General features: G+C 66.4%; 21 protein-coding genes and 1 pseudogene. 13 read left to right on the plus strand and 9 right to left on the minus strand.

All coding sequences use genetic code 11. The features are described 5' to 3' along the window. Positions 1-19 precede the first annotated feature (19 nt). The 8 genes from DQP56_RS06745 (at position 20) to DQP56_RS06780 (ending at position 8,637) form a co-directional block, all read left to right on the plus strand. The gene (locus tag DQP56_RS06745; RefSeq protein ID WP_112684186.1) at positions 20-1,048 is read left to right on the plus strand and encodes an MCE family protein; all 1,029 of its coding nucleotides are present in this window, start codon (positions 20-22) and stop codon (positions 1,046-1,048) included. Next, positions 1,045-2,340 carry an MCE family protein gene (locus DQP56_RS06750; protein WP_112684209.1) on the plus strand — a complete coding sequence of 432 codons (1,296 nt, stop codon included), beginning with the start codon at positions 1,045-1,047 and terminating at the stop codon, positions 2,338-2,340. Before DQP56_RS06745 ends, DQP56_RS06750 begins: the two co-directional genes overlap by 4 nt. Beyond that, a complete protein-coding gene (locus tag DQP56_RS06755; RefSeq protein WP_112684187.1) occupies positions 2,340-3,632 on the plus strand; it encodes a virulence factor Mce family protein in 1,293 nt (430 codons plus the stop codon). Before DQP56_RS06750 ends, DQP56_RS06755 begins: the two co-directional genes overlap by 1 nt. A 5-nt stretch (positions 3,633-3,637) precedes the next feature. Further along, complete coding sequence (locus DQP56_RS06760; RefSeq protein WP_435673828.1) at positions 3,638-4,762, plus strand: virulence factor Mce family protein; 1,125 nt, start codon at positions 3,638-3,640, stop codon at positions 4,760-4,762. Between the two features lies 1 nt (position 4,763). Next, entirely contained in the window at positions 4,764-6,218 is a 1,455-nt protein-coding gene (locus DQP56_RS06765; RefSeq protein WP_112684189.1) for an MCE family protein, read from the plus strand. Then, positions 6,218-6,733 (plus strand): lipoprotein LpqH, encoded by a 516-nt coding sequence (locus DQP56_RS06770; protein WP_165824925.1) that lies wholly within the window; start codon positions 6,218-6,220, stop codon positions 6,731-6,733. The genes DQP56_RS06765 and DQP56_RS06770 overlap by 1 nt, the downstream gene beginning before the upstream one ends. Positions 6,734-6,819: 86 nt before the next feature. Then, positions 6,820-7,677, plus strand: coding sequence for an alpha/beta fold hydrolase (locus DQP56_RS06775; RefSeq protein WP_112684191.1), 858 nt, complete (start codon positions 6,820-6,822; stop codon positions 7,675-7,677). A 165-nt stretch (positions 7,678-7,842) separates the two neighbouring features. Beyond that, positions 7,843-8,637, plus strand: a complete 795-nt coding sequence (locus DQP56_RS06780; RefSeq protein WP_112684192.1) for an adenylate/guanylate cyclase domain-containing protein — start codon at positions 7,843-7,845, stop codon at positions 8,635-8,637. Here DQP56_RS06780 and DQP56_RS06785 read toward each other — a convergent pair. Next, complete coding sequence (locus DQP56_RS06785; RefSeq protein WP_162113154.1) at positions 8,634-8,798, minus strand: hypothetical protein; 165 nt, start codon at positions 8,796-8,798, stop codon at positions 8,634-8,636. The genes DQP56_RS06780 and DQP56_RS06785 overlap by 4 nt on opposite strands. A 34-nt stretch (positions 8,799-8,832) precedes the next feature. Between DQP56_RS06785 and DQP56_RS06790 the strand changes: the two genes are divergently transcribed. Next, entirely contained in the window at positions 8,833-9,513 is a 681-nt protein-coding gene (locus DQP56_RS06790; protein WP_435673829.1) for a guanylate cyclase, read from the plus strand. Positions 9,514-9,617: 104 nt separating this feature from the next. Here the strand turns inward: DQP56_RS06790 and DQP56_RS06795 are convergent, their stop codons facing one another. Further along, positions 9,618-9,941, minus strand: coding sequence for a putative quinol monooxygenase (locus DQP56_RS06795; RefSeq protein WP_112684212.1), 324 nt, complete (start codon positions 9,939-9,941; stop codon positions 9,618-9,620). Positions 9,942-9,968: 27 nt separating this feature from the next. Next, the gene (locus tag DQP56_RS06800; RefSeq protein WP_234825532.1) at positions 9,969-11,168 is read right to left on the minus strand and encodes an MFS transporter; all 1,200 of its coding nucleotides are present in this window, start codon (positions 11,166-11,168) and stop codon (positions 9,969-9,971) included. Between the two features lie 74 nt (positions 11,169-11,242). On the opposite strand from DQP56_RS06800, the gene DQP56_RS06805 reads away from it, so the two are divergent. Beyond that, positions 11,243-12,127, plus strand: a complete 885-nt coding sequence (locus DQP56_RS06805) for a LysR family transcriptional regulator (RefSeq protein ID WP_112684194.1) — start codon at positions 11,243-11,245, stop codon at positions 12,125-12,127. Here DQP56_RS06805 and DQP56_RS06810 read toward each other — a convergent pair. Continuing rightward, positions 12,124-12,636, minus strand: a complete 513-nt coding sequence (locus DQP56_RS06810) for an OsmC family protein (RefSeq protein ID WP_112684195.1) — start codon at positions 12,634-12,636, stop codon at positions 12,124-12,126. The two genes, DQP56_RS06805 and DQP56_RS06810, sit on opposite strands and share 4 nt — an antisense overlap. Before the next feature lie 73 nt (positions 12,637-12,709). On the opposite strand from DQP56_RS06810, the gene DQP56_RS06815 reads away from it, so the two are divergent. After that, entirely contained in the window at positions 12,710-13,063 is a 354-nt protein-coding gene (locus DQP56_RS06815; RefSeq protein ID WP_112684196.1) for a Fe-S protein, read from the plus strand. A gap of 6 nt (positions 13,064-13,069) precedes the next feature. On the opposite strand, the pseudogene DQP56_RS06820 reads toward DQP56_RS06815, so the two are convergent. The 3 genes and pseudogenes from DQP56_RS06820 to DQP56_RS06830 all read right to left on the minus strand — a co-directional run bounded on the left by DQP56_RS06820 (position 13,070) and on the right by DQP56_RS06830 (position 14,079). Continuing rightward, positions 13,070-13,441, minus strand: a pseudogene (locus DQP56_RS06820) (type II toxin-antitoxin system VapC family toxin). Next, a complete protein-coding gene (locus DQP56_RS06825) occupies positions 13,438-13,635 on the minus strand; it encodes a type II toxin-antitoxin system VapB family antitoxin (RefSeq protein ID WP_112684197.1) in 198 nt (65 codons plus the stop codon). Before DQP56_RS06825 ends, DQP56_RS06820 begins: the two are co-directional and overlap by 4 nt. Positions 13,636-13,677: 42 nt before the next feature. After that, the gene (locus DQP56_RS06830; protein WP_112684213.1) at positions 13,678-14,079 is read right to left on the minus strand and encodes a VOC family protein; all 402 of its coding nucleotides are present in this window, start codon (positions 14,077-14,079) and stop codon (positions 13,678-13,680) included. Positions 14,080-14,484: 405 nt separating this feature from the next. Here DQP56_RS06830 and arr point away from each other — a divergent pair, with 405 nt between their 5' ends. Beyond that, entirely contained in the window at positions 14,485-14,895 is a 411-nt protein-coding gene (arr, locus tag DQP56_RS06840; protein ID WP_112684199.1) for an NAD(+)--rifampin ADP-ribosyltransferase, read from the plus strand. Here the strand turns inward: arr and DQP56_RS06845 are convergent. Continuing rightward, entirely contained in the window at positions 14,888-15,172 is a 285-nt protein-coding gene (locus DQP56_RS06845) for a hypothetical protein (protein WP_133258894.1), read from the minus strand. The two genes, arr and DQP56_RS06845, sit on opposite strands and share 8 nt — an antisense overlap. 63 nt (positions 15,173-15,235) lie before the next feature. Continuing rightward, positions 15,236-16,309 (minus strand): redox-regulated ATPase YchF, encoded by a 1,074-nt coding sequence (gene ychF / locus DQP56_RS06850; protein WP_112684201.1) that lies wholly within the window; start codon positions 16,307-16,309, stop codon positions 15,236-15,238. Positions 16,310-16,373: 64 nt separating this feature from the next. Here ychF and DQP56_RS06855 point away from each other — a divergent pair. After that, a partial coding sequence (locus DQP56_RS06855; RefSeq protein WP_353617111.1) for a DUF6542 domain-containing protein occupies positions 16,374-16,910 on the plus strand: 537 nt, incomplete at its 3' end.

Raw genomic sequence — 16,910 nt, forward strand, 5'->3', positions numbered from 1 at the left:
ATGAGAGGAGGCACAAGACGTGAAAGACGACCTGGGAGCGGCGGTACGGCGGCTTGTCGTCTTCTTCGTCGTCTGCCTGTTCTTCACGTTCGCGCTGTTCGCGGTCTTCGGCCAGCTGCGGTTCGAGGCCCAGAAGATGTACAAAGCGGAATTCAGCAACATCAGCGGACTGGAGAGCGGTCAGTTCGTCCGGATTGCCGGCGTCGAGGTCGGCAAGGTCAAAAAGATCAGCCTCAAACCCGACACCACCGTGGTGGTCGAGCTCAACGCGGACCCGTCCGTGGTACTGACCGAGGGCAGCCGGGCGGTGATCCGATACGACGACCTGATCGGCGGCCGCTACCTGGCCCTGGAAGAAGGCGCCGGCGGAACCAAGAAGCTGCGCCCCGGTGACACCATCCCGCTGGCGAACACCTCACCCGCTCTGGACCTGGACGCGTTGATCGGCGGATTCCGTCCGCTGTTTCGCGCCCTGAATCCCGACCAGGTCAACGCACTGACCGGACAGTTGATCAAAGCCTTTGAGGGCCAAGGAGACACGATCGGGTCGTTCTTGACCCAGACCGCGGCGCTGACGAACACCCTGGCCGACCGTGATCAGCTGATCGGGCAGGTCATCGTCAACCTCAACACCGTGCTGGGTTCCCTGGGGGACCAGCACACGCAATTCGCCAAGGCCGTCGACTCGCTGAGCCAATTGGTGTCGACGCTGGCCGGCCGTAAGGAGGAGATCAGCAACTCCCTTGCCTACGCCAACGCCGCCGCCGGATCGATCGCCGACCTATTGGTCCAGGCCCGCCCGCCGCTGCAGAAGGTGGTTCCCGAGGCCGACCGTACAGCGTCGCTGCTGGTGGCAGACCACGATTACCTCGACAACCTGCTGAACACGCTGCCGGACACCTACCAGGTGTTGTCGCGCCAGGGCATGTACGGCGACTTCTTCAGCTTCTACTTCTGCGACATCGCTCTCAAGTTGAACGGCAAGGGCGGCCAGCCGGTGTACGTCAAGGTCGCCGGGCAGAGTACGGGGAGGTGCGCACCGCGATGAAGTCGTTCGAAGAACGCAATCCGTTCATCATCGGCGCGATCGGCGCAGGCCTTTTCCTGGCTATCGTCGCCGGCGCCTTGAGCTACGACAAAATTCCGGTGCTCAATCAGAACAAGAAGTACTCGGCATACTTCACCGAGGCGAGCGGGCTGATACCTGGTGCGGCCGTGCAGGTTTCGGGCTTCAAAGTCGGGAAGGTGGAAAGCGTCTCACTGGACGGCCCACGCGTGTTGATCAAGTTCAATATGGACAAACATGTTCGTCTCGGCGAGCGGACCGAGGCGGCCATCAAGACCAAGAGCCTGCTGGGTGCCAAGATCCTGGAGGTGTCTCCCCGCGGGGACGGCCGACAGTCGGGCACGATTCCCATCGACCGCACCAGGCCCGCCTACCAGCTGCCGGATGCTCTCGGCGATTTGACGACCGTCATCAGTGGCCTGAACACCGACCAGCTGTCGGACTCGCTGTCGACGCTGTCGGACACCTTCAAGGACACCCCGCCCGCCGTCAAGGTCGCCGTAGCGGGTGCGGCCCGATTCGCCGAAACGCTGGACAAGCGCGACGCGGAGTTGCGCAACCTGCTCACCAACGCCAGCAAGGCGACCGGGGTGCTCGCCCAACGTAGTGACCAGGTCGTCAGCCTGATCGCCGACACCAACGCACTGCTTGTCCAGTTGCAAGCCCAAAGCAGTGCCCTGGACCATCTCGCGGGCAACATCTCGGCAGCCACCCGGCAACTCAAGGGCTTGATCGACGAGAACAACACCACGCTGAAACCGGCACTGGACAAACTCAACGGGGCACTGGCGATCGTGGACAACCGCAAGGAAAGGGTGCAGCAGGCGCTGCCCAAGCTCAACGCGTACGCGATGTCCCTCGGCGAATCGGTGTCGTCCGGACCGTTTTTCAAGGCTTACGTGGTCAACTTGTTCCCCGGTCAGTTTGTGCAACCGTTCGTCGACGCGGCGTTCTCCGACCTCGGCCTGGACCCGGCCACGCTGTTGCCTTCTGAGCGCACCGATCCCCAGATCGGCCAGGACGGAACCCCGGCACTTCCGGTGCCCTATCCGCGGACCGGTCAGGGCGGCGAGCCGAACCTGAATCTGCCGGACGCGATCACCGGCAAACCGGGCGATCCGCGCTACCCGTACCGGCCGCCACTGCCCGCGCCGCCGCCGGGCGGCCCGCCGCCCGGACCACCCGCGCCTGCACCACCCAAACAGCAGGACCACTTGCCGCCCCGCGGGTCCGTCAGCGACCCCGCTCCGGGCGAGAACGGCGGCGGTCAGTGATGGACAGACGCAACGCACGCGTCGGCTTGGCCACGGCGCTGGTGATCCTGCTGATCGCCGGGATCGTCGGGGTGGCGCGCACGTCGAACACCGCGCGCAAAACCCACGTCACCGCATACTTCGCCAACACCAACGGCATGTACCCGGGGGACGAAGTGCGCATCCTGGGGGTGCCGGTCGGCAAGATCGACCGGATCGAGCCACAACCGCAGCGGGCGAAGGTGACTTTCTGGTACGACGAGGCGTACAAGGTGCCCGCCAACGCCGATGCCGTGATCTTGTCGCCGTCACTGGTGACGTCGCGAGCCATCCAGTTGACCCCGGTCTATACCGGCGGGCCGGCAATGGCCGACGGCGCGGTGATCCCGCAGGAACGCACCGCAGTTCCCGTCGAGTGGGATGATTTCCGTGATCAGCTCGAAAAGCTGACCCACACTTTGCAACCCACTGAGCCGGGCGGCGTCAGCACGCTTGGTGAGTTCGTCAACACCGCGGCCGATAACCTGCGTGGCCAGGGTACGAACATCCGTGACACCGTCATCAAGCTGTCACAGGCGTTCTCCGCACTCGGCGACCACAGCGGCGATCTGGTCAGCACCGTCAAGAATCTGTCGATCCTGGTGTCAGCGCTGCAGAGCAGCACAGACCTGATGCGCCAGCTGAACCAGAACCTCGCCGCGGTGACCGGGCTGCTGTCGAACGACCCGAACGAGGTCGGCAACGCCCTTGCGGACGTCAACGCTGTGGTCGGCGACGTCCAGAACTTCCTGGCGGACAACAAGGAGACGCTGGGGACCACGTCGGAGAAGTTGGCGTCGGTGACAACGGCACTGAACGATAGCCTGGACGAGCTCAAGCAGACGCTGCACATCGCGCCGAACGCATTCCAGAACTTCCTGAACATCTACCAGCCGGCACAGGGCGCACTGACCGGTGCGCTGGTGGTGAACAACTTCGCCAACCCGATCACCTTCCTGTGCGGCGCGATTCAGGCCGCTTCGCGACTTGGGGCCGAACAATCCGCGAAGCTGTGCGTGCAGTATCTGGCCCCGATCATCAAGAACCGCCAGTTCAACTTCCCGCCGCTGGGCGAGAACCTATTTGTCGGTGCCACGGCCAGGCCGAATGAGATCACTTACAGTGAGGACCGGTTGCGGCCGGATTACGTTCCCCCGCCCGGACAGGCACCGGCACCAGCACCCGAAGCGCCGCCGGCACCCGCGCAGGTGCAGGCGACCGACCCGGCCAGCGGATTGTCGGGCATGATGGTGCCGCCGGGGGCCGGCTCATGACCGTCATGCGCAAGGCCAGCATCGGGGTGCTGGTACTTGCCGCCGGGCTCGGGGTGTCCGGATGCGAGTGGCGGGGCGTCAACTCGCTGCCGCTACCGGGAACGGCGGGCCACGGTGCCGGCGCGTTCACCATCCAGGTGCAGCTGCCCGACGTGGACAACATCGAGCGAAATTCCCGGGTCCGAGTCGGCGACGTGACCATCGGTAGCGTCACCAAGATCGAACGCCAGGACTGGCACGCACTGTTGACGATGACGCTCGACGGCGACGTGGACCTGCCCGCCAACGCGACGGCGACCATCGGCCAGACCAGCCTGCTGGGCTCCTTGCACATCGAGCTGGCGCCGCCGAAAGACCTTCCGCCGCAAGGCAGGCTGCACGAGGGGTCACTGATCCCGCTGCGCTCGGGTTCGGCGTACCCGAATACCGAGAGGACGCTGGCGGCGGTGTCGCTGGTTCTGAACGGTGGCGGAATCGGCCACCTCCAAGAGATCACCCAGGTTCTGAGTACCGCGTTCGCCGGCCGGGAAAACGACCTGCGCAGCCTCATCGGCCAGCTCGACACATTCATCGGCTATCTCAACGACCAGACCGGCGACATCATCGCCGCGACCGAGAGCCTGAACAATGTGGTCGGTCAGATCGCCGAACAGAAGCCGGTGGTGGACAGGGCACTCAAAACCCTGCCGGACGCGTTGAACGTCCTCAAGGACGAGCGGGATACCCTCGCGGAGACGCTGGCGCAGTTGGGCAAGTTCAGTGCGCTGGCCGCGGACTCGGTGAACCAGACCAAGGAGAACCTGGTCAAGGAGTTGAAGGATCTGGGGCCGGTGCTGCAGTCACTCGCCGACGCCGGTCCGGCGCTGACCCGGTCGCTGAGCTTCTTCGCGACTTTCCCATGGCCCAAGGAGACACTGACCAACTGGGCGCGCGGCGATTACGCCAACCTGACCGCAGTCATCGACCTGACGTTGAGCAGGCTGGACGCCGGGCTGTTTACCGGCACCCGCTGGGAGGGCGATCTGACCGAGTTGGAGATGCAGTGGGGCCGCACCATCGGTCAGATGCCCAGCCCGTATACCGCGATCAACCCGCTCGTCGCTCCTTACAACTGGGATCAGGGGCCCTGATATGCACTTGGCCAGACGTATCTGGATTCAGCTGGCGATCTTTGCCACGGTGTCGATCACCGCGTTCACGTTCATGATCTTCGGGTATATGCGATTACCTACCCTGTTGTTCGGCCTCGGGCACTACACGGTGACGGTGCAGCTGCCGCAGGCCGGAGGTCTTTATGAGCGGGCCAACGTCACCTACCACGGCACCAAGGTCGGCCTGGTCAAGAACGTCCATCTCACCGATTCGGGCGTCGATGCGGTGCTGTCGTTGCGCTCGGACATCACGATCCCATCGGATCTGGAGGCGGAGGTGCACAGCGTATCGGCGGTGGGCGAGCAGTACATCTCGCTGATGCCTCGCGCCGGCGACGGCCCACCGCTGAAGAACGGCGACGTCATCACCGCCGACAACGCCCGGGTGCCGCCGGCGATCGACACGCTGCTCGACGCGGCCAACCAAGGCCTGCAGGCGATCCCGGGCGACAACCTGAAGACCACGATCGACGAGGCCTACGTCGCGTTCGGCGGGCTGGGTCCGGATATCTCACGGTTCGTCAAGGGCGCCACCAATCTGGCGACCGACGCCCGCAAGAACCTGGATGAACTCACCAACGTGGTGGACAATGCGGCGCCAGTGCTGGACACCCAAACCGACACCGCCGGTTCGGTGCAGGCGTGGGCGGCGCATCTGGCCGATATCACCGGGCAACTGCAGAGCAACGACGCCGCGCTCCGCGGTGTGCTGCAGAACGGCTCCGGGGCTGTGGACGAAGCGCGCGCGCTGGTGGACAAACTGCGGCCTACGCTGCCGATCGTGCTGGCCAACCTGGTCAGCATCGGGGACGTCGCGGTGACCTATCGGGACAACCTCGAAATGTTATTGGTATTGCTGCCGCAGGGCACCGCCGACATGCAGGCAATCGGTGCCGCCAACCGGAACACCAAGCAGGACTACCTCGGGGCGTTCTTGAGCTTCAACCTGAACCTCAACCTGCCGCCGCCATGCACCACCGGCTTCCTGCCGATCCAGCAGCAGCGGGTGGCCAGCTACGAAGACTATCCGGACCGCCCGGCCGGCGATCTCTATTGCCGGGTGCCGCAGGATTCGCCGTTCAATGTCCGCGGTGCGCGCAACACGCCGTGCGTGACCCGGCCAGGCAAGCGCGCGCCGACAGTGAAGATGTGCGAGAGCGACCAGAACTATGTTCCGCTCAATGACGGGTTCAACTGGAAGGGCGATCCGAACGCAACCCTGTCGGGGCAAGGCATCCCGCAGCGCCCGGACAATACGCCGACGTCGGCGCCAGCGGCCCCCGCGCCGCCACCGGTCGCGGCCGCCCGGTACGACCCGGAAACCGGCATGTATGTAGGACCGGATGGGAAGGTGTACACACAATCCAACCTGGCCCGTGGCGCCCAAGAGAACCAAACATGGCAATCGATGCTGGTCCCCCCGGGAGCAGGGTGATGGCGCCACGATCCCAGCCGCGACAGCGCCCCCGTTTCCCGGACGAATCCCCCAACCGTCCGGGATATCTGGTCGGCTTCGTGAAGCGTCGAAATGTCATCGCAACAGGAGTGGTCATTGCTGCCATGGCAGGCTGCTCATCGCCCGCGGCCACACCTCCACCGGCTGGGCAATTGGCTGCCGGTACCGCCCGAGTGAGCGTCGACAATCGAGAAACCGACCTCTTGCACACGGTGAGCTGCCAGACAACCGCGCCTGTCGTGACGATCACCATCGGGAACGACGCCGCGGGCGTTACGGCCGTCGTCGACAACGCCCAGGGACTGCGCGTCACGTCGGTCACCATCGACAACGTCGGCGGGTTCACCGGTACCTACCTGAACGGCCTGCAAGGCAACGCCCAAGTCGCAATCAAAGGCCGCACCTACGTGATCGACGGTGTCGCCGGCGGCTTCAGCACCGACAATCCCAGCGTGTCGACAAGTGAGGATTTCGCCATCACCGTTGCCTGCTAGAGCGTGCCCCGCCCCGGCACCCCGCTGGGCATCGCCGGCAACGACGCTGGGTAACGTCAGGCTGGAGCCACACCGAGAGGACGCCCGTGAGCACCGTGAACAGCACATCCCGGACCGTCGAGTTCGCCGGGGCCGGCGGCATCACCCTGGTCGCCGACGAATGGAACCGGGATACGGTATCGGATCGGCCCACCATCCTGATGCTGCACGGCGGGGGTCAGAATCGGTTCTCCTGGAAGAACACCGGTCAGATCCTGGCCGACCAGGGCTATCACGTCATCGCGATCGACACCCGGGGCCACGGTGACAGCGACTGGTCCCCAGGTGCCGACTACGCCATTGAGACGCTCGCCGACGACGTACTGGGCGTGCTGGAATCTATCGGCCGGCCGGTGGTGCTGATCGGCGCGAGCATGGGCGGCCTGACCGGCGTCCTGGTTGCTGACCAGGCGGGACCGCAGCAGGTCAGAAAGCTGGTGCTCGTCGACGTGGTGCCGCGGTACGAAAAGAGCGGCAGTGCCCGCATCCGTGACTTCATGTTCTCCGGCGTGGAAGGCTTCGACTCGCTGGAGCAGGCCGCCGATGCGGTGGCGGCCTACCTGCCGCACCGGAAGAAACCCCGCAGCCCAGAAGGATTGACGAAAAACCTGCGGCTACGCGACGGCCGCTGGTATTGGCACTGGGATCCGGCGCTGATGACCAAACCCGGCGATAATCCCGGTCTGCGCACCGAGAAGATGGAGCGGGCCGCGATCGGCCTGCAGATTCCGATCCTGCTGATCCGTGGCAAATTGTCCGACGTGGTCAGCACCGAGGGCGTTCAGGACTTCCTGGCCAAGGTGCCGCACGCCGAGTTCGTCGAACTCTCCGACGCCGGACACACCGCTGCCGGCGACGACAATGACGCGTTCAGCGAGGTCGTCGTGCAGTTCGTGAGCCACTGAGAATGCCCGACCTACTCGCCGCCCTCGGGGATGTCGCGTCGCACGCCTGCCCAGATCGCACTCACGGTCGTTGATCGAGACTGAGCGCAGCTTCTCCTAGGCGGCAATCTCAACGGGATACGGAATGATGCTGCCCATGGCGTTTCATTGGGCTGAGCCCACGCGATGATCGCGGTCTACCTGCTCGCGGGTCTAGCCTTGGCCGAAGGCATCGTACTGATGCTGGTATCGATGCAACTGGCGCGCACCCGCCGCGAGGTCGAAGAATTGCGTCACCGCGCCGAGCCGCGAAACTGGCTGCTGGCCGGAGGGCGCGAGGCGGTCAAGACCGTGTGGCAGACCACCAACCTGGTCCGCAAGGAAGGCCTCGGCGCGGCCGTGCGCAGTTCGATCGAAGACCTCGCCTACTGGGCCGAGGTCGAACGCCCCGACCTGGCCCGCCTCACCCCAGACGGGCACGCGGTGATCCTGTTCACCGACATCGAGGAGTCCACGGCCCTCAATGAGCGGATCGGTGACCGAGCGTGGGTGAAGCTGATCGCCCGGCACGACGAGATGGTGCAGCGCACGGTGCGTGAGCGCCGCGGGCACGTGGTCAAAAGCCAGGGCGACGGGTACATGATCGCGTTCGCGCAACCCGAGCAGGCGGTGCGTTGCGCCGTCGACATCCAACGCGGGTTGCAGCAGCGTCGCGGCCGCAAACCGCAGCACCCGATCCGGGTCCGGATCGGCGTCCACATGGGCCGTTCGGTGCGCCGCGGCGACGACCTGTACGGGCGCAACGTTGCGATGGCCGCACGGGTGGCCGCCGCCGCCGACGGTGCCCAGATCCTGATCAGCGGACCGGTGCGCGACGCCGTCAAGGACTGCGACGACATCACCATCGGGGCCGGCCGCGACGCCGAACTGAAGGGCTTCGCCGGTACCCACCGGCTCTACGCGGTCGAGACCGCCGGTTAGTCGTCGCGGCCGGCATCGGCCAGCCGCTGATGCAGCCGGGCGCGGACCTCATCGGGGGTGTAGGCCCGCCGCCGGCGCTGGTCCCGCACCACCAGCACGCCCCCGGCGGCGACGCCGACCGCGCCCGCCAGGCCGATCCATTTCCAAATGCTGCGCACCATCACACCTTATGGTGCTGTCGTGGACGAACACACGGTGACTTTGGAACGCGCGCTAGCCGAAACCCGCACCGGTGACATCTGGCTGTTTCGGGGCCGCTCCGGCCCGGACCGCGCCATCCAAGCCCTGTCCAACGCCCCGGTGAACCACGTCGGGATGACGGTGGCGCTCGACGACCTGCCCCCGCTGATCTGGCATGCCGAACTCGGTGACAAGCTGCTCGACTACTGGACGGGCACCAACCATCGCGGTGTGCAGCTCAACGACGCCCGGGCCGCCGTCGAACAGTGGATGGGCCGCTACGAACAGCGCTGCTGGTTCCGGCAGCTCAACGGAACCATCACCCGGAAACAGGAGGACCGGTTACTGCAGGTGATCGCCCGGATGGACGGCACCGCGTTTCCCACCACGGCGCGGCTCACCGGCCGCTGGCTGCGCGGCCGACTGCCGACCCTGGGCGACTGGACCCGCGGCATCCCGGTCGTGGAGCGCAAAGCCCGAGAGATCAGCCAGCGCCGCAAGGCGCGTAACAGCAAAGTGGCGCTGCAAACCGCCTACTGCGCCGAGACGGTGGCCATCACCTACGAGGAGATGGGCCTGCTGTCGACCGACAAGACCGCGAACTGGTTCGACCCCGGGTCGTTCTGGAGTGGCGATATCCTGCCGCTGACCCCCGGGTATCACCTGGGCCGCGAGATCGTCGTCACCGGGTCTTGATCAGCAGCCCGTGCTGGCCCGCAGCGTGCGGCAGGCCTGCTGCATGCGCACCGGCGACAACCCCCTGCGGGTGCGGGTCAGTGCCGCAACGACAACCGAGCCGGTTAGTCGATCGTCAGCTCCCCCATTAGCGACCAGCCTGTCGCGTCGAGCTGCTGGCTGACGATCTTCGGGGTCGACACCAGCGCCTGCGGCATCTCGGCCATGGCTCGGGCGAAGTGCTCGCTGTTGACGTGCGCACTGCCGGCCGCGCCGTCGCGAAACGCTTCGACCAGCACGTACTCGTCGGGATTGGCCAGGCTGCGTGACCACTCGAACCACAGGTTGCCTTCTTCGGCCCGGGTGGCTTCGGTGAAGGCCGCGACCAGCTGCGGCCAGCGCTCGGACCACTCCGGTTTGGTCTCGAATTTCACCACGATGAAGATCACCATTGCCCCCTACCTACCGGCGCTCAGTCAACGGCGAGCGTAACAACGCTGCGCCCAGACCTCGCCGATCCAGACCAGCGTGCCGATGAGCGGGAAGACGGCGCCGAGCAGGCAGACCGCGCCCCAGCCCCACGCCCCGTAGACGACGGCCGAGGCCACACTGCCCAGCGAACCGGCGGCGAAGTAGCCGGTCATGTAGGCGGTGTTGAGCCGGCTGCGCGCCGCGGGCCGCAACGGATAGAACACGCTCTGGTTGCTGATGTGAGTGCCCTGGATCCCCAGGTCAAGCAGCGCCACCCCGACCGCGAGCAGCACGACCCGGCTCTGGCCGGTCCACAGCAGCAGGAAACTCAGCGCGGTCACGGCGATGAAAATCCCGGTCTGCCAACGGGCATAGCCCCGATCGGCCAGCGTGCCGGCGAATTTCGCAGCCAGCGCCCCGGCCACGCCGAACAGCGTGAACAGCCCGATCCGCCCGTCGGACCAGTGATAGATCCCGCCGGCGAGCATGAACCCGACGCTGGTCCAAAACACCCCGAAGGAGGCGTAGGTGAGCATCCCGTAGGCCATCCGCAGCCGCAGCACCGGCTCCTCGCGGATGAGCTCGACGACCGAGCCGAGCAACCGGCCATAGCTCATCTGCACTGCGGGCGGATGCACCGGCAGCGTGCGCACCAGCGCGCAGGCGACCAGCATCAGAGCAGCCGCGACGACGAACACCGCCCGCCACCCGGCCACCGCGGCGATCAAGCCGGCCACCACCCGAGACAGCAGGATGCCCAGCAGCAGTCCGGTCATCACGCTGCCGATGACCTGGCCACGTTCGTCGTCGCGGGCCAATGTGGCGGCGAACGGCACCAGCACCTGGCCCACCACCGAGCCCAAGCCGACCAGGATCGCGGCGACGGCCAGCACCGGCCAGCTGGGTGCAAACGCCATCCCGAGCAGACAGACGCACGTGCCGATCAGCATGAAGGTGAGCAACCGGCGTCGCTCCAGCAAGTCACCGAGCGGGACCAGCAGCGCCAGGCCGATCGCATAGCCGACCTGGCTGGCGGTGACGATCAGCCCCACGCTGGTGGTCGAGGCGTCAAAGTGGCCGGCGATCGTGTCGACCAGCGGTTGCGCGTAATAGCTGTTCGCCACCACGAGCCCGGAGATCAGGGCCATGACGAGCACCAGCCGACGGTCGAGTCGCGCCGGTGCGGCTTCGGCGGTGAGGGTCATCTGCCCATGGTCACGTCCCGCGACTCTGATGTAAAACAAGATAATCGAGTCAGTCTGACCACTAGAATCGATATATGGAGATCAGGCAGTTGCAGCACTTCGTGGCTGTGGCCGAATACGGGCATTTCACCCACGCCGCCGAGGCGCTGAACATCTCCCAGTCGGGTCTGAGCGCATCGGTTCGGGCCCTGGAAAAGAGCCTGTCGACTCCGGTGTTCGAGCGCACCACCCGCTCGGTGGTGCTCACCGCGGCCGGGCGCGCGTTGCTCGTGCCCGCCCGGCGCGTCCTGCGCGAGGTGGCCGCGGCCGAGTCCGCCGTCGCGTCGATCCGCGCTGCCGAGGCGGGTCAGCTGGCACTCGGCGTGGTGCAGACGTTCACCGCCGTCGATCTGCCGGCCGCCATCGCGCAGTTGCACACCCGTCACCGCGGCATTCAGGTGCTGCTGCGGGAGGCGCCCACCTCAGATCTGCTGGACGGCGTCGACGACGGCGAGCTGGACCTGGCGTTCGTCGCACTGGATGCCGCACCGCTGCCGGCGGGGCTGGCCGCGTTGCGCGACTACCCGGAGACGCTGGTGCTGGTGGTCGGCGCCGGACATGCGCTGGCTCAGCGAACCACGGTGCGGATCGCCGAGCTGGCCGAGCAGTCTTTCGTGGAGTTCGCGGCCGGGCTCGGTTTGCAGACGGTGGTCGCCGCGTTGTTCCGCGACGCGGGTGTGCGGCGGCGGATTGCGTTTCGCACCAGCCAGATGGACCAGGCGCTGAGCCTGGTCGAACACGGACTCGGGGTGGCGGTGGTGCCCGAACCGGTCGCCCGCCAGAGCGGGCTGCACATCGTGGCGCTGCACCCGATCAGCGGCGCCGCACCGCCCACCCGCCGATTGGCGCTGGTCGGTCGCACCGCGGTGCCGACCAATCCGGCCGCTCGGGCGTTTCTGGATCTGCTGCCCGCTGCTTAACCGACCTCGAGGCGGGTGTGCACCGGCGTCGGGTTGGTGGTGAGATCCAGTACCGGGCAATGGGATTCGACGACCCGATGCAGTTCGGCGTAGCGCTCCGGGGTTTCCGGGCCGGTGACGGTGATGACGACCCGCACCTCGCTGAAGCCGGGACGCACCGAGTCGTCGAGGCCGAAGAAGCCGCGCACGTCGAGGTCGCCCTCGGCTTGGCCGGTGATCTCGTCGACGGTGATGCCCAGCTTCTCGGCCCAGTACCGCCAGGTGACGATCTGGCACGACAACAGCGAGCCCAGGTAGTACTCGACGGGGTTCGGGGCGGTGTTCTCACCGCCAAGCGTCGGCGGTTCATCGACTTCGACGCTGTAGCGCCCCATGGTGATCGTGCTGGCCACCGCGTCGTGGGCGACCGCGGAGGCCCGGAACACGACCTGGGAGCCGGCCGGATCGGCGGCGGCCGGGTCGCTGGTGGCGGCGACAACGGCGGCCAGGCGGGTGGTCGATGAGGTCATGCCGGTCAAGGGTAATGGGCGACCCTCCGGTAAGGATTGGCCCATGCCCCTGTCACGGGCTAGCCTGAGCCACGTGGAGGTACTACGGCACGTAATAGTTCTGCTGCACATCGTCGGCTTCGCGGTGACATTCGGGGCGCTGGCCGCCGAGGCCGCGGCACGGCGCTTCGAGCTCACCCCGGTGATGGACTACGGCGTGGCGCTGTCGTTGGTGACCGGCCTAGCGCTGGCCGCGCCCTGGCCCGCCGACGTGGTGCTGAACTACCCCAAGATCGGGACCAAGCTGGTGCTGCTGATCGCCCTGGGCGCGGTGCTCGGGATCGGCCGGGCCCGGCAACGCCGATCCGGCGAGACGGCTCCGCGGGTGCTGTTCTATGCCGCGGGCGCATTGATCCTGACCGCCGCGGGGCTCGCCGTCATCTGGTAGCCGGCATCAGGGCTGGGGGACGAGCTCGACACCGATCTCGGCGGCGGCGACCCTCAGCCTGTTGTCCCTGGTCTACAATTTCGCGCCATCGGCAATCAGGACCGCCCCCAGGAGGGCGGCGTCGACGGCACTCAGACCACGTCCCCACAACCGCCGTGACTCGACCAGCGCCAGAAGCTCCGGGTGGCTGACGACCGGGAATTGGCGCAGATTCGACAGTGACCCCAACACTTGGTTGCGCTGCTTGATGGAACCCAAGGCCAACTCTTCGATCACCAAAGGGTGGCAACCGATCTGGTCTTTCTCGAGCAGGGATGCCAGCTGCGCATCGTGGTCGTGAAGGTGATCGATCCACACCGAGGTGTCGACGAGGATCACTCCCCGGCAGCCCTCCGCCGAGGCGCAGCGGTTGCCTGCGCGTCCGTTCCGCCCAACGCGGCCAGTCGACGTGCACTCTCGACACGAATCAGGGTCTCCAGGCCCCGCCTGAGCAGGACGGCGTTCTCATGGACCCCGGTGAGCTCGGCCGCCTTCTCCAGCAGGGCGTCGTCAATGGTGACCGTCGTCCGCATAGTGCACCTCCTGACGCATCAATTGATGCTGTCTATGATGCCCTATCGGAGTCCGAATTTCTGTCGGGCCTGGTCGGTGACCGGGGTGAACAGGTTGACGAGGTTGCCGTCCGGGTCCCGAAACAGCAGCGCGCGGTTGCCCCACGGCATGGTCGTCGGCTCGGTCACGACCTCGCACACCTGCCCGCGCAGACGCTCGAACTCGGCGTCCACGTCGTCGACGATGAACTCGAGGATCGCGCTGCGGTTGGCGCCCGGCTCGGCGGATCCGGCCCCGAACAGCGGGACCGTCTTGTCGCTGCCGATGGCCAGCGTGCCGACAGGTGTCGGGATCTCGGCGAACAGCTCGTTGCCCCAGACCGCCGAGACGCCGGTTACCAACTCGTAGAAGGCGACCAGGCGCTTGACGTCGGCGGTGATGATGCGGGTCGAGACGAATTTCATGCCGGGCACGCTAGCCGCGACCCCTGACAACCCGTCCTCTCGATGCGCCAAGAACCGGCCGTGCCACAGCTCGGTACGGGCCCATGGCGCGCTCAATGGATAGGCGTACACCGCCGATCAACCGATTGATGCGACGCCGCCTGGCGCGGAGCTTCAGGAAGTACCGGCCTCCGACGCACACCGCCGCGGTTACCACGAGAATCCACAGCGTTGCCGCCACCAGGTAGATCACCTCAACCACCGCCATGACGACGAGCGTCCTCTGCCCCTGTTGCGGTCAGGTCACCGGCACGACACACGTCGGCGACTTTCTTTCCCGCGAAATTGAAGCTACGCAGGTGATTCGGCGATTTTTCCAGCATGGCTGCAATCTCGCGGCGGTTTCACGCCCGGTAACCTGACGCCGTGAATCCCGTGCTGGACGAAGGCCCGTTCTTCCACGGAACCAAGGCCGAACTGCAGGCCGGAGAGCTACTCACCGCGGGCTTCCGCTCCAACTACCGGCCCGAAACCGTCATGAACCACATCTATTTCACCGCCCGACGCGACGGTGCCGGGCTGGCGGCCGAGCTCGCGGCCGGCGACGGCACGCCGCGGGTGTATCTGGTCGAACCGACCGGTGTGTTCGAGAACGATCCGAACGTCACCGACAAGAAGTTCCCCGGCAATCCGACCCGCTCCTACCGCAGCAGCGAACCGCTGCGCGTCGTCGAAGAGATCCACGATTGGCCCAGGCTGACTTCCGAGGCGCTTCAGGAGTGGCACGACCGCTTGGCGGCGCTCCGCGCAGACGGGCTCGACCAGATCATCAACTGAGCGCACCGCCCATCGACGTCAGCGTCGCTACGGCGGAGGCTCTTCGATCGCCCGGCGGGTTTCTGCCACCGCACGTCTGATCGGTCGCCCCTTCACGCTCGTCCGCTTGCCGCTCGCGCTCATCGGCCGCCTGGTCGCGATCTTCGGCAATACGGTCCCGTTCATCGGCGACCCGGTCGCGTTCATCCGATGGACTCGCGTCGGGTTTGCTCGAATTCACGCCGCGCGAGGGCGCGCTTGCGTTCCTGCAGATCATCGGTAGCTCGATCGACGTCATCCCCAGCGCCGACATCCTCATGACCGACCATTGAGCAACCGTAACGCCGCCGCGAGAACCCGGCTACACGTTGAACCGGAACTCCACCACGTCCCCGTCGGCCATCACGTAGTCCTTGCCCTCGATGCGCACCTTGCCGGCGGCTTTGGCAGCGGCCATCGACCCGGCCTCGACCAGGTCGTCGTAGGACACCACTTCGGCCTTGATGAAACCTTTTTCGAAGTCGGTGTGGATCACCCCGGCCGCCTTCGGCGCGGTGTCGCCCTGGTGGATGGTCCAGGCCCGGGCCTCCTTCGGCCCGGCGGTCAGATAGGTCTGCAACTTCAGGGTGTGAAAACCGGCCCGCGCCAAGGCATCCAGGCCGCGTTCGGTCTGCCCGATCGACTCCAGCAGCTCCATCGCCGACTCGTCGTCCAGCTCGGCGAGCTCGGCCTCGATCTTGGCGTCGAGGAAGACCGCGTCGGCCGGCGCGACCAATTCGCGCAACGCGGCCACCCGCGCGGAGTCGGTGAGCACCGACTCGTCGGCGTTGAACACATACAGGAACGGCTTGGTGGTCAGCAGGTTCAGCTCGCGCAGCGGCGCGGGGTCCACCCCGGCCGAGAACAGCGTCTTGCCGCTGTCGAGGATCTGCTGCGCGGCCACCGCCGCCTCCAGCATCGGCTTGCGGTCCTTGTTGTTGCGGGCTTCCTTCTCCAGGCGCGGCACCGCCTTCTCCAGGGTCTGCATGTCGGCCAGCATCAGCTCGGTGGCGATCACCTCGATGTCGGCTTCCGGATCGACCTTCCCGTCGACGTGCACCACGTCGTCGTCGGAGAACACCCGGACCACCTGACAGATCGCATCGCACTCGCGGATGTTGGCCAGGAACTTGTTGCCCAGTCCGGCCCCTTCCGAGGCGCCCTTGACGATCCCGGCGATGTCGACGAAGGTCACCGGTGCCGGCAGGATCCGCTCGGAGCCGAAGATCTCCGCCAGCTTGGCCAGCCGCGGATCGGGTAGCGGCACCACGCCCTCGTTCGGTTCGATGGTGGCGAACGGGTAGTTGGCGGCCAGCACGTCATTGCGGGTCAGCGCATTGAACAGGGTCGACTTCCCGACGTTGGGCAACCCCACGATTCCCAGGCTCAAGCTCACAGGGAGCCAAGTGTAGAGCGTGCCACGATGCACGGCCGCCGACGCCAGCCGGTACCGTCAGTGTGTGGCAGCGCAGCGGGAGACGTCGGCGGTAGCGGCCGACCACCGTTCGATCCTGCCCAATGCCGCCGGTTTTCCGTGGTGGGGCGCGGTGGCGGTGGCGCTGGTCGCGACCGCGGTCGGGGTGGCCTTCGACGCCGGCTCCGGCGACAAGGAACTGAGCATCGTCTTCTCCGCACTGTATGCCATGGGCTGCATCGCCGCGGTGCTCACAGTGCGGCAGTCGGCGGTGTTCACGGCCGTCGTCCAGCCCCCGTTGATCCTGTTCTGCATCGTGCCAACCGCCTACTGGCTGTTCCGCGGCGGCGGATTCCCGGGCGTGAAGGCCATCCTCATCAACTGCGGATACCCGCTGATCGAGCGATTCCCGTTGATGCTGTTCACCACCGCAGCCGTGCTGTTGCTCGGAATGGTCCGCTGGTATCTGGGAATGCTGAGCGGCGCGACGACACCCACGTCCGACGACGATGCCGCCCCACGGCGACGGCCCCCGCTCGTCGAGAAGCTGAGCGCCTGGCTCACCGCGGCTCTCACCCGTGAC

It is taken from the genome of Mycolicibacter senuensis, assembly GCF_003284925.1.
Lineage (GTDB): Bacteria > Actinomycetota > Actinomycetes > Mycobacteriales > Mycobacteriaceae > Mycobacterium > Mycobacterium algericum_A.

Bases quoted from the DNA above. Each gene is read 5' to 3' on its own strand.
- DQP56_RS06750 (WP_112684209.1), top strand. From the start codon at position 1,045: ATGAAGTCGTTCGAAGAACGCAATCCGTTCATCATCGGCGCGATCGGC.
- DQP56_RS06755 (WP_112684187.1), top strand. From the start codon at position 2,340: ATGGACAGACGCAACGCACGCGTCGGCTTGGCCACGGCGCTGGTGATC.
- DQP56_RS06760 (WP_435673828.1), top strand. From the start codon at position 3,638: ATGCGCAAGGCCAGCATCGGGGTGCTGGTACTTGCCGCCGGGCTCGGG.
- DQP56_RS06765 (WP_112684189.1), top strand. From the start codon at position 4,764: ATGCACTTGGCCAGACGTATCTGGATTCAGCTGGCGATCTTTGCCACG.
- DQP56_RS06770 (WP_165824925.1), top strand. From the start codon at position 6,218: ATGGCGCCACGATCCCAGCCGCGACAGCGCCCCCGTTTCCCGGACGAA.
- DQP56_RS06780 (WP_112684192.1), top strand. From the start codon at position 7,843: ATGATCGCGGTCTACCTGCTCGCGGGTCTAGCCTTGGCCGAAGGCATC.
- DQP56_RS06785 (WP_162113154.1), bottom strand. From the start codon at position 8,798: ATGGTGCGCAGCATTTGGAAATGGATCGGCCTGGCGGGCGCGGTCGGC.
- DQP56_RS06800 (WP_234825532.1), bottom strand. From the start codon at position 11,168: ATGACCCTCACCGCCGAAGCCGCACCGGCGCGACTCGACCGTCGGCTG.
- DQP56_RS06805 (WP_112684194.1), top strand. From the start codon at position 11,243: ATGGAGATCAGGCAGTTGCAGCACTTCGTGGCTGTGGCCGAATACGGG.
- DQP56_RS06810 (WP_112684195.1), bottom strand. From the start codon at position 12,636: ATGACCTCATCGACCACCCGCCTGGCCGCCGTTGTCGCCGCCACCAGC.
- DQP56_RS06825 (WP_112684197.1), bottom strand. From the start codon at position 13,635: ATGCGGACGACGGTCACCATTGACGACGCCCTGCTGGAGAAGGCGGCC.
- DQP56_RS06830 (WP_112684213.1), bottom strand. From the start codon at position 14,079: ATGAAATTCGTCTCGACCCGCATCATCACCGCCGACGTCAAGCGCCTG.
- DQP56_RS06845 (WP_133258894.1), bottom strand. From the start codon at position 15,172: ATGACGTCGATCGAGCTACCGATGATCTGCAGGAACGCAAGCGCGCCC.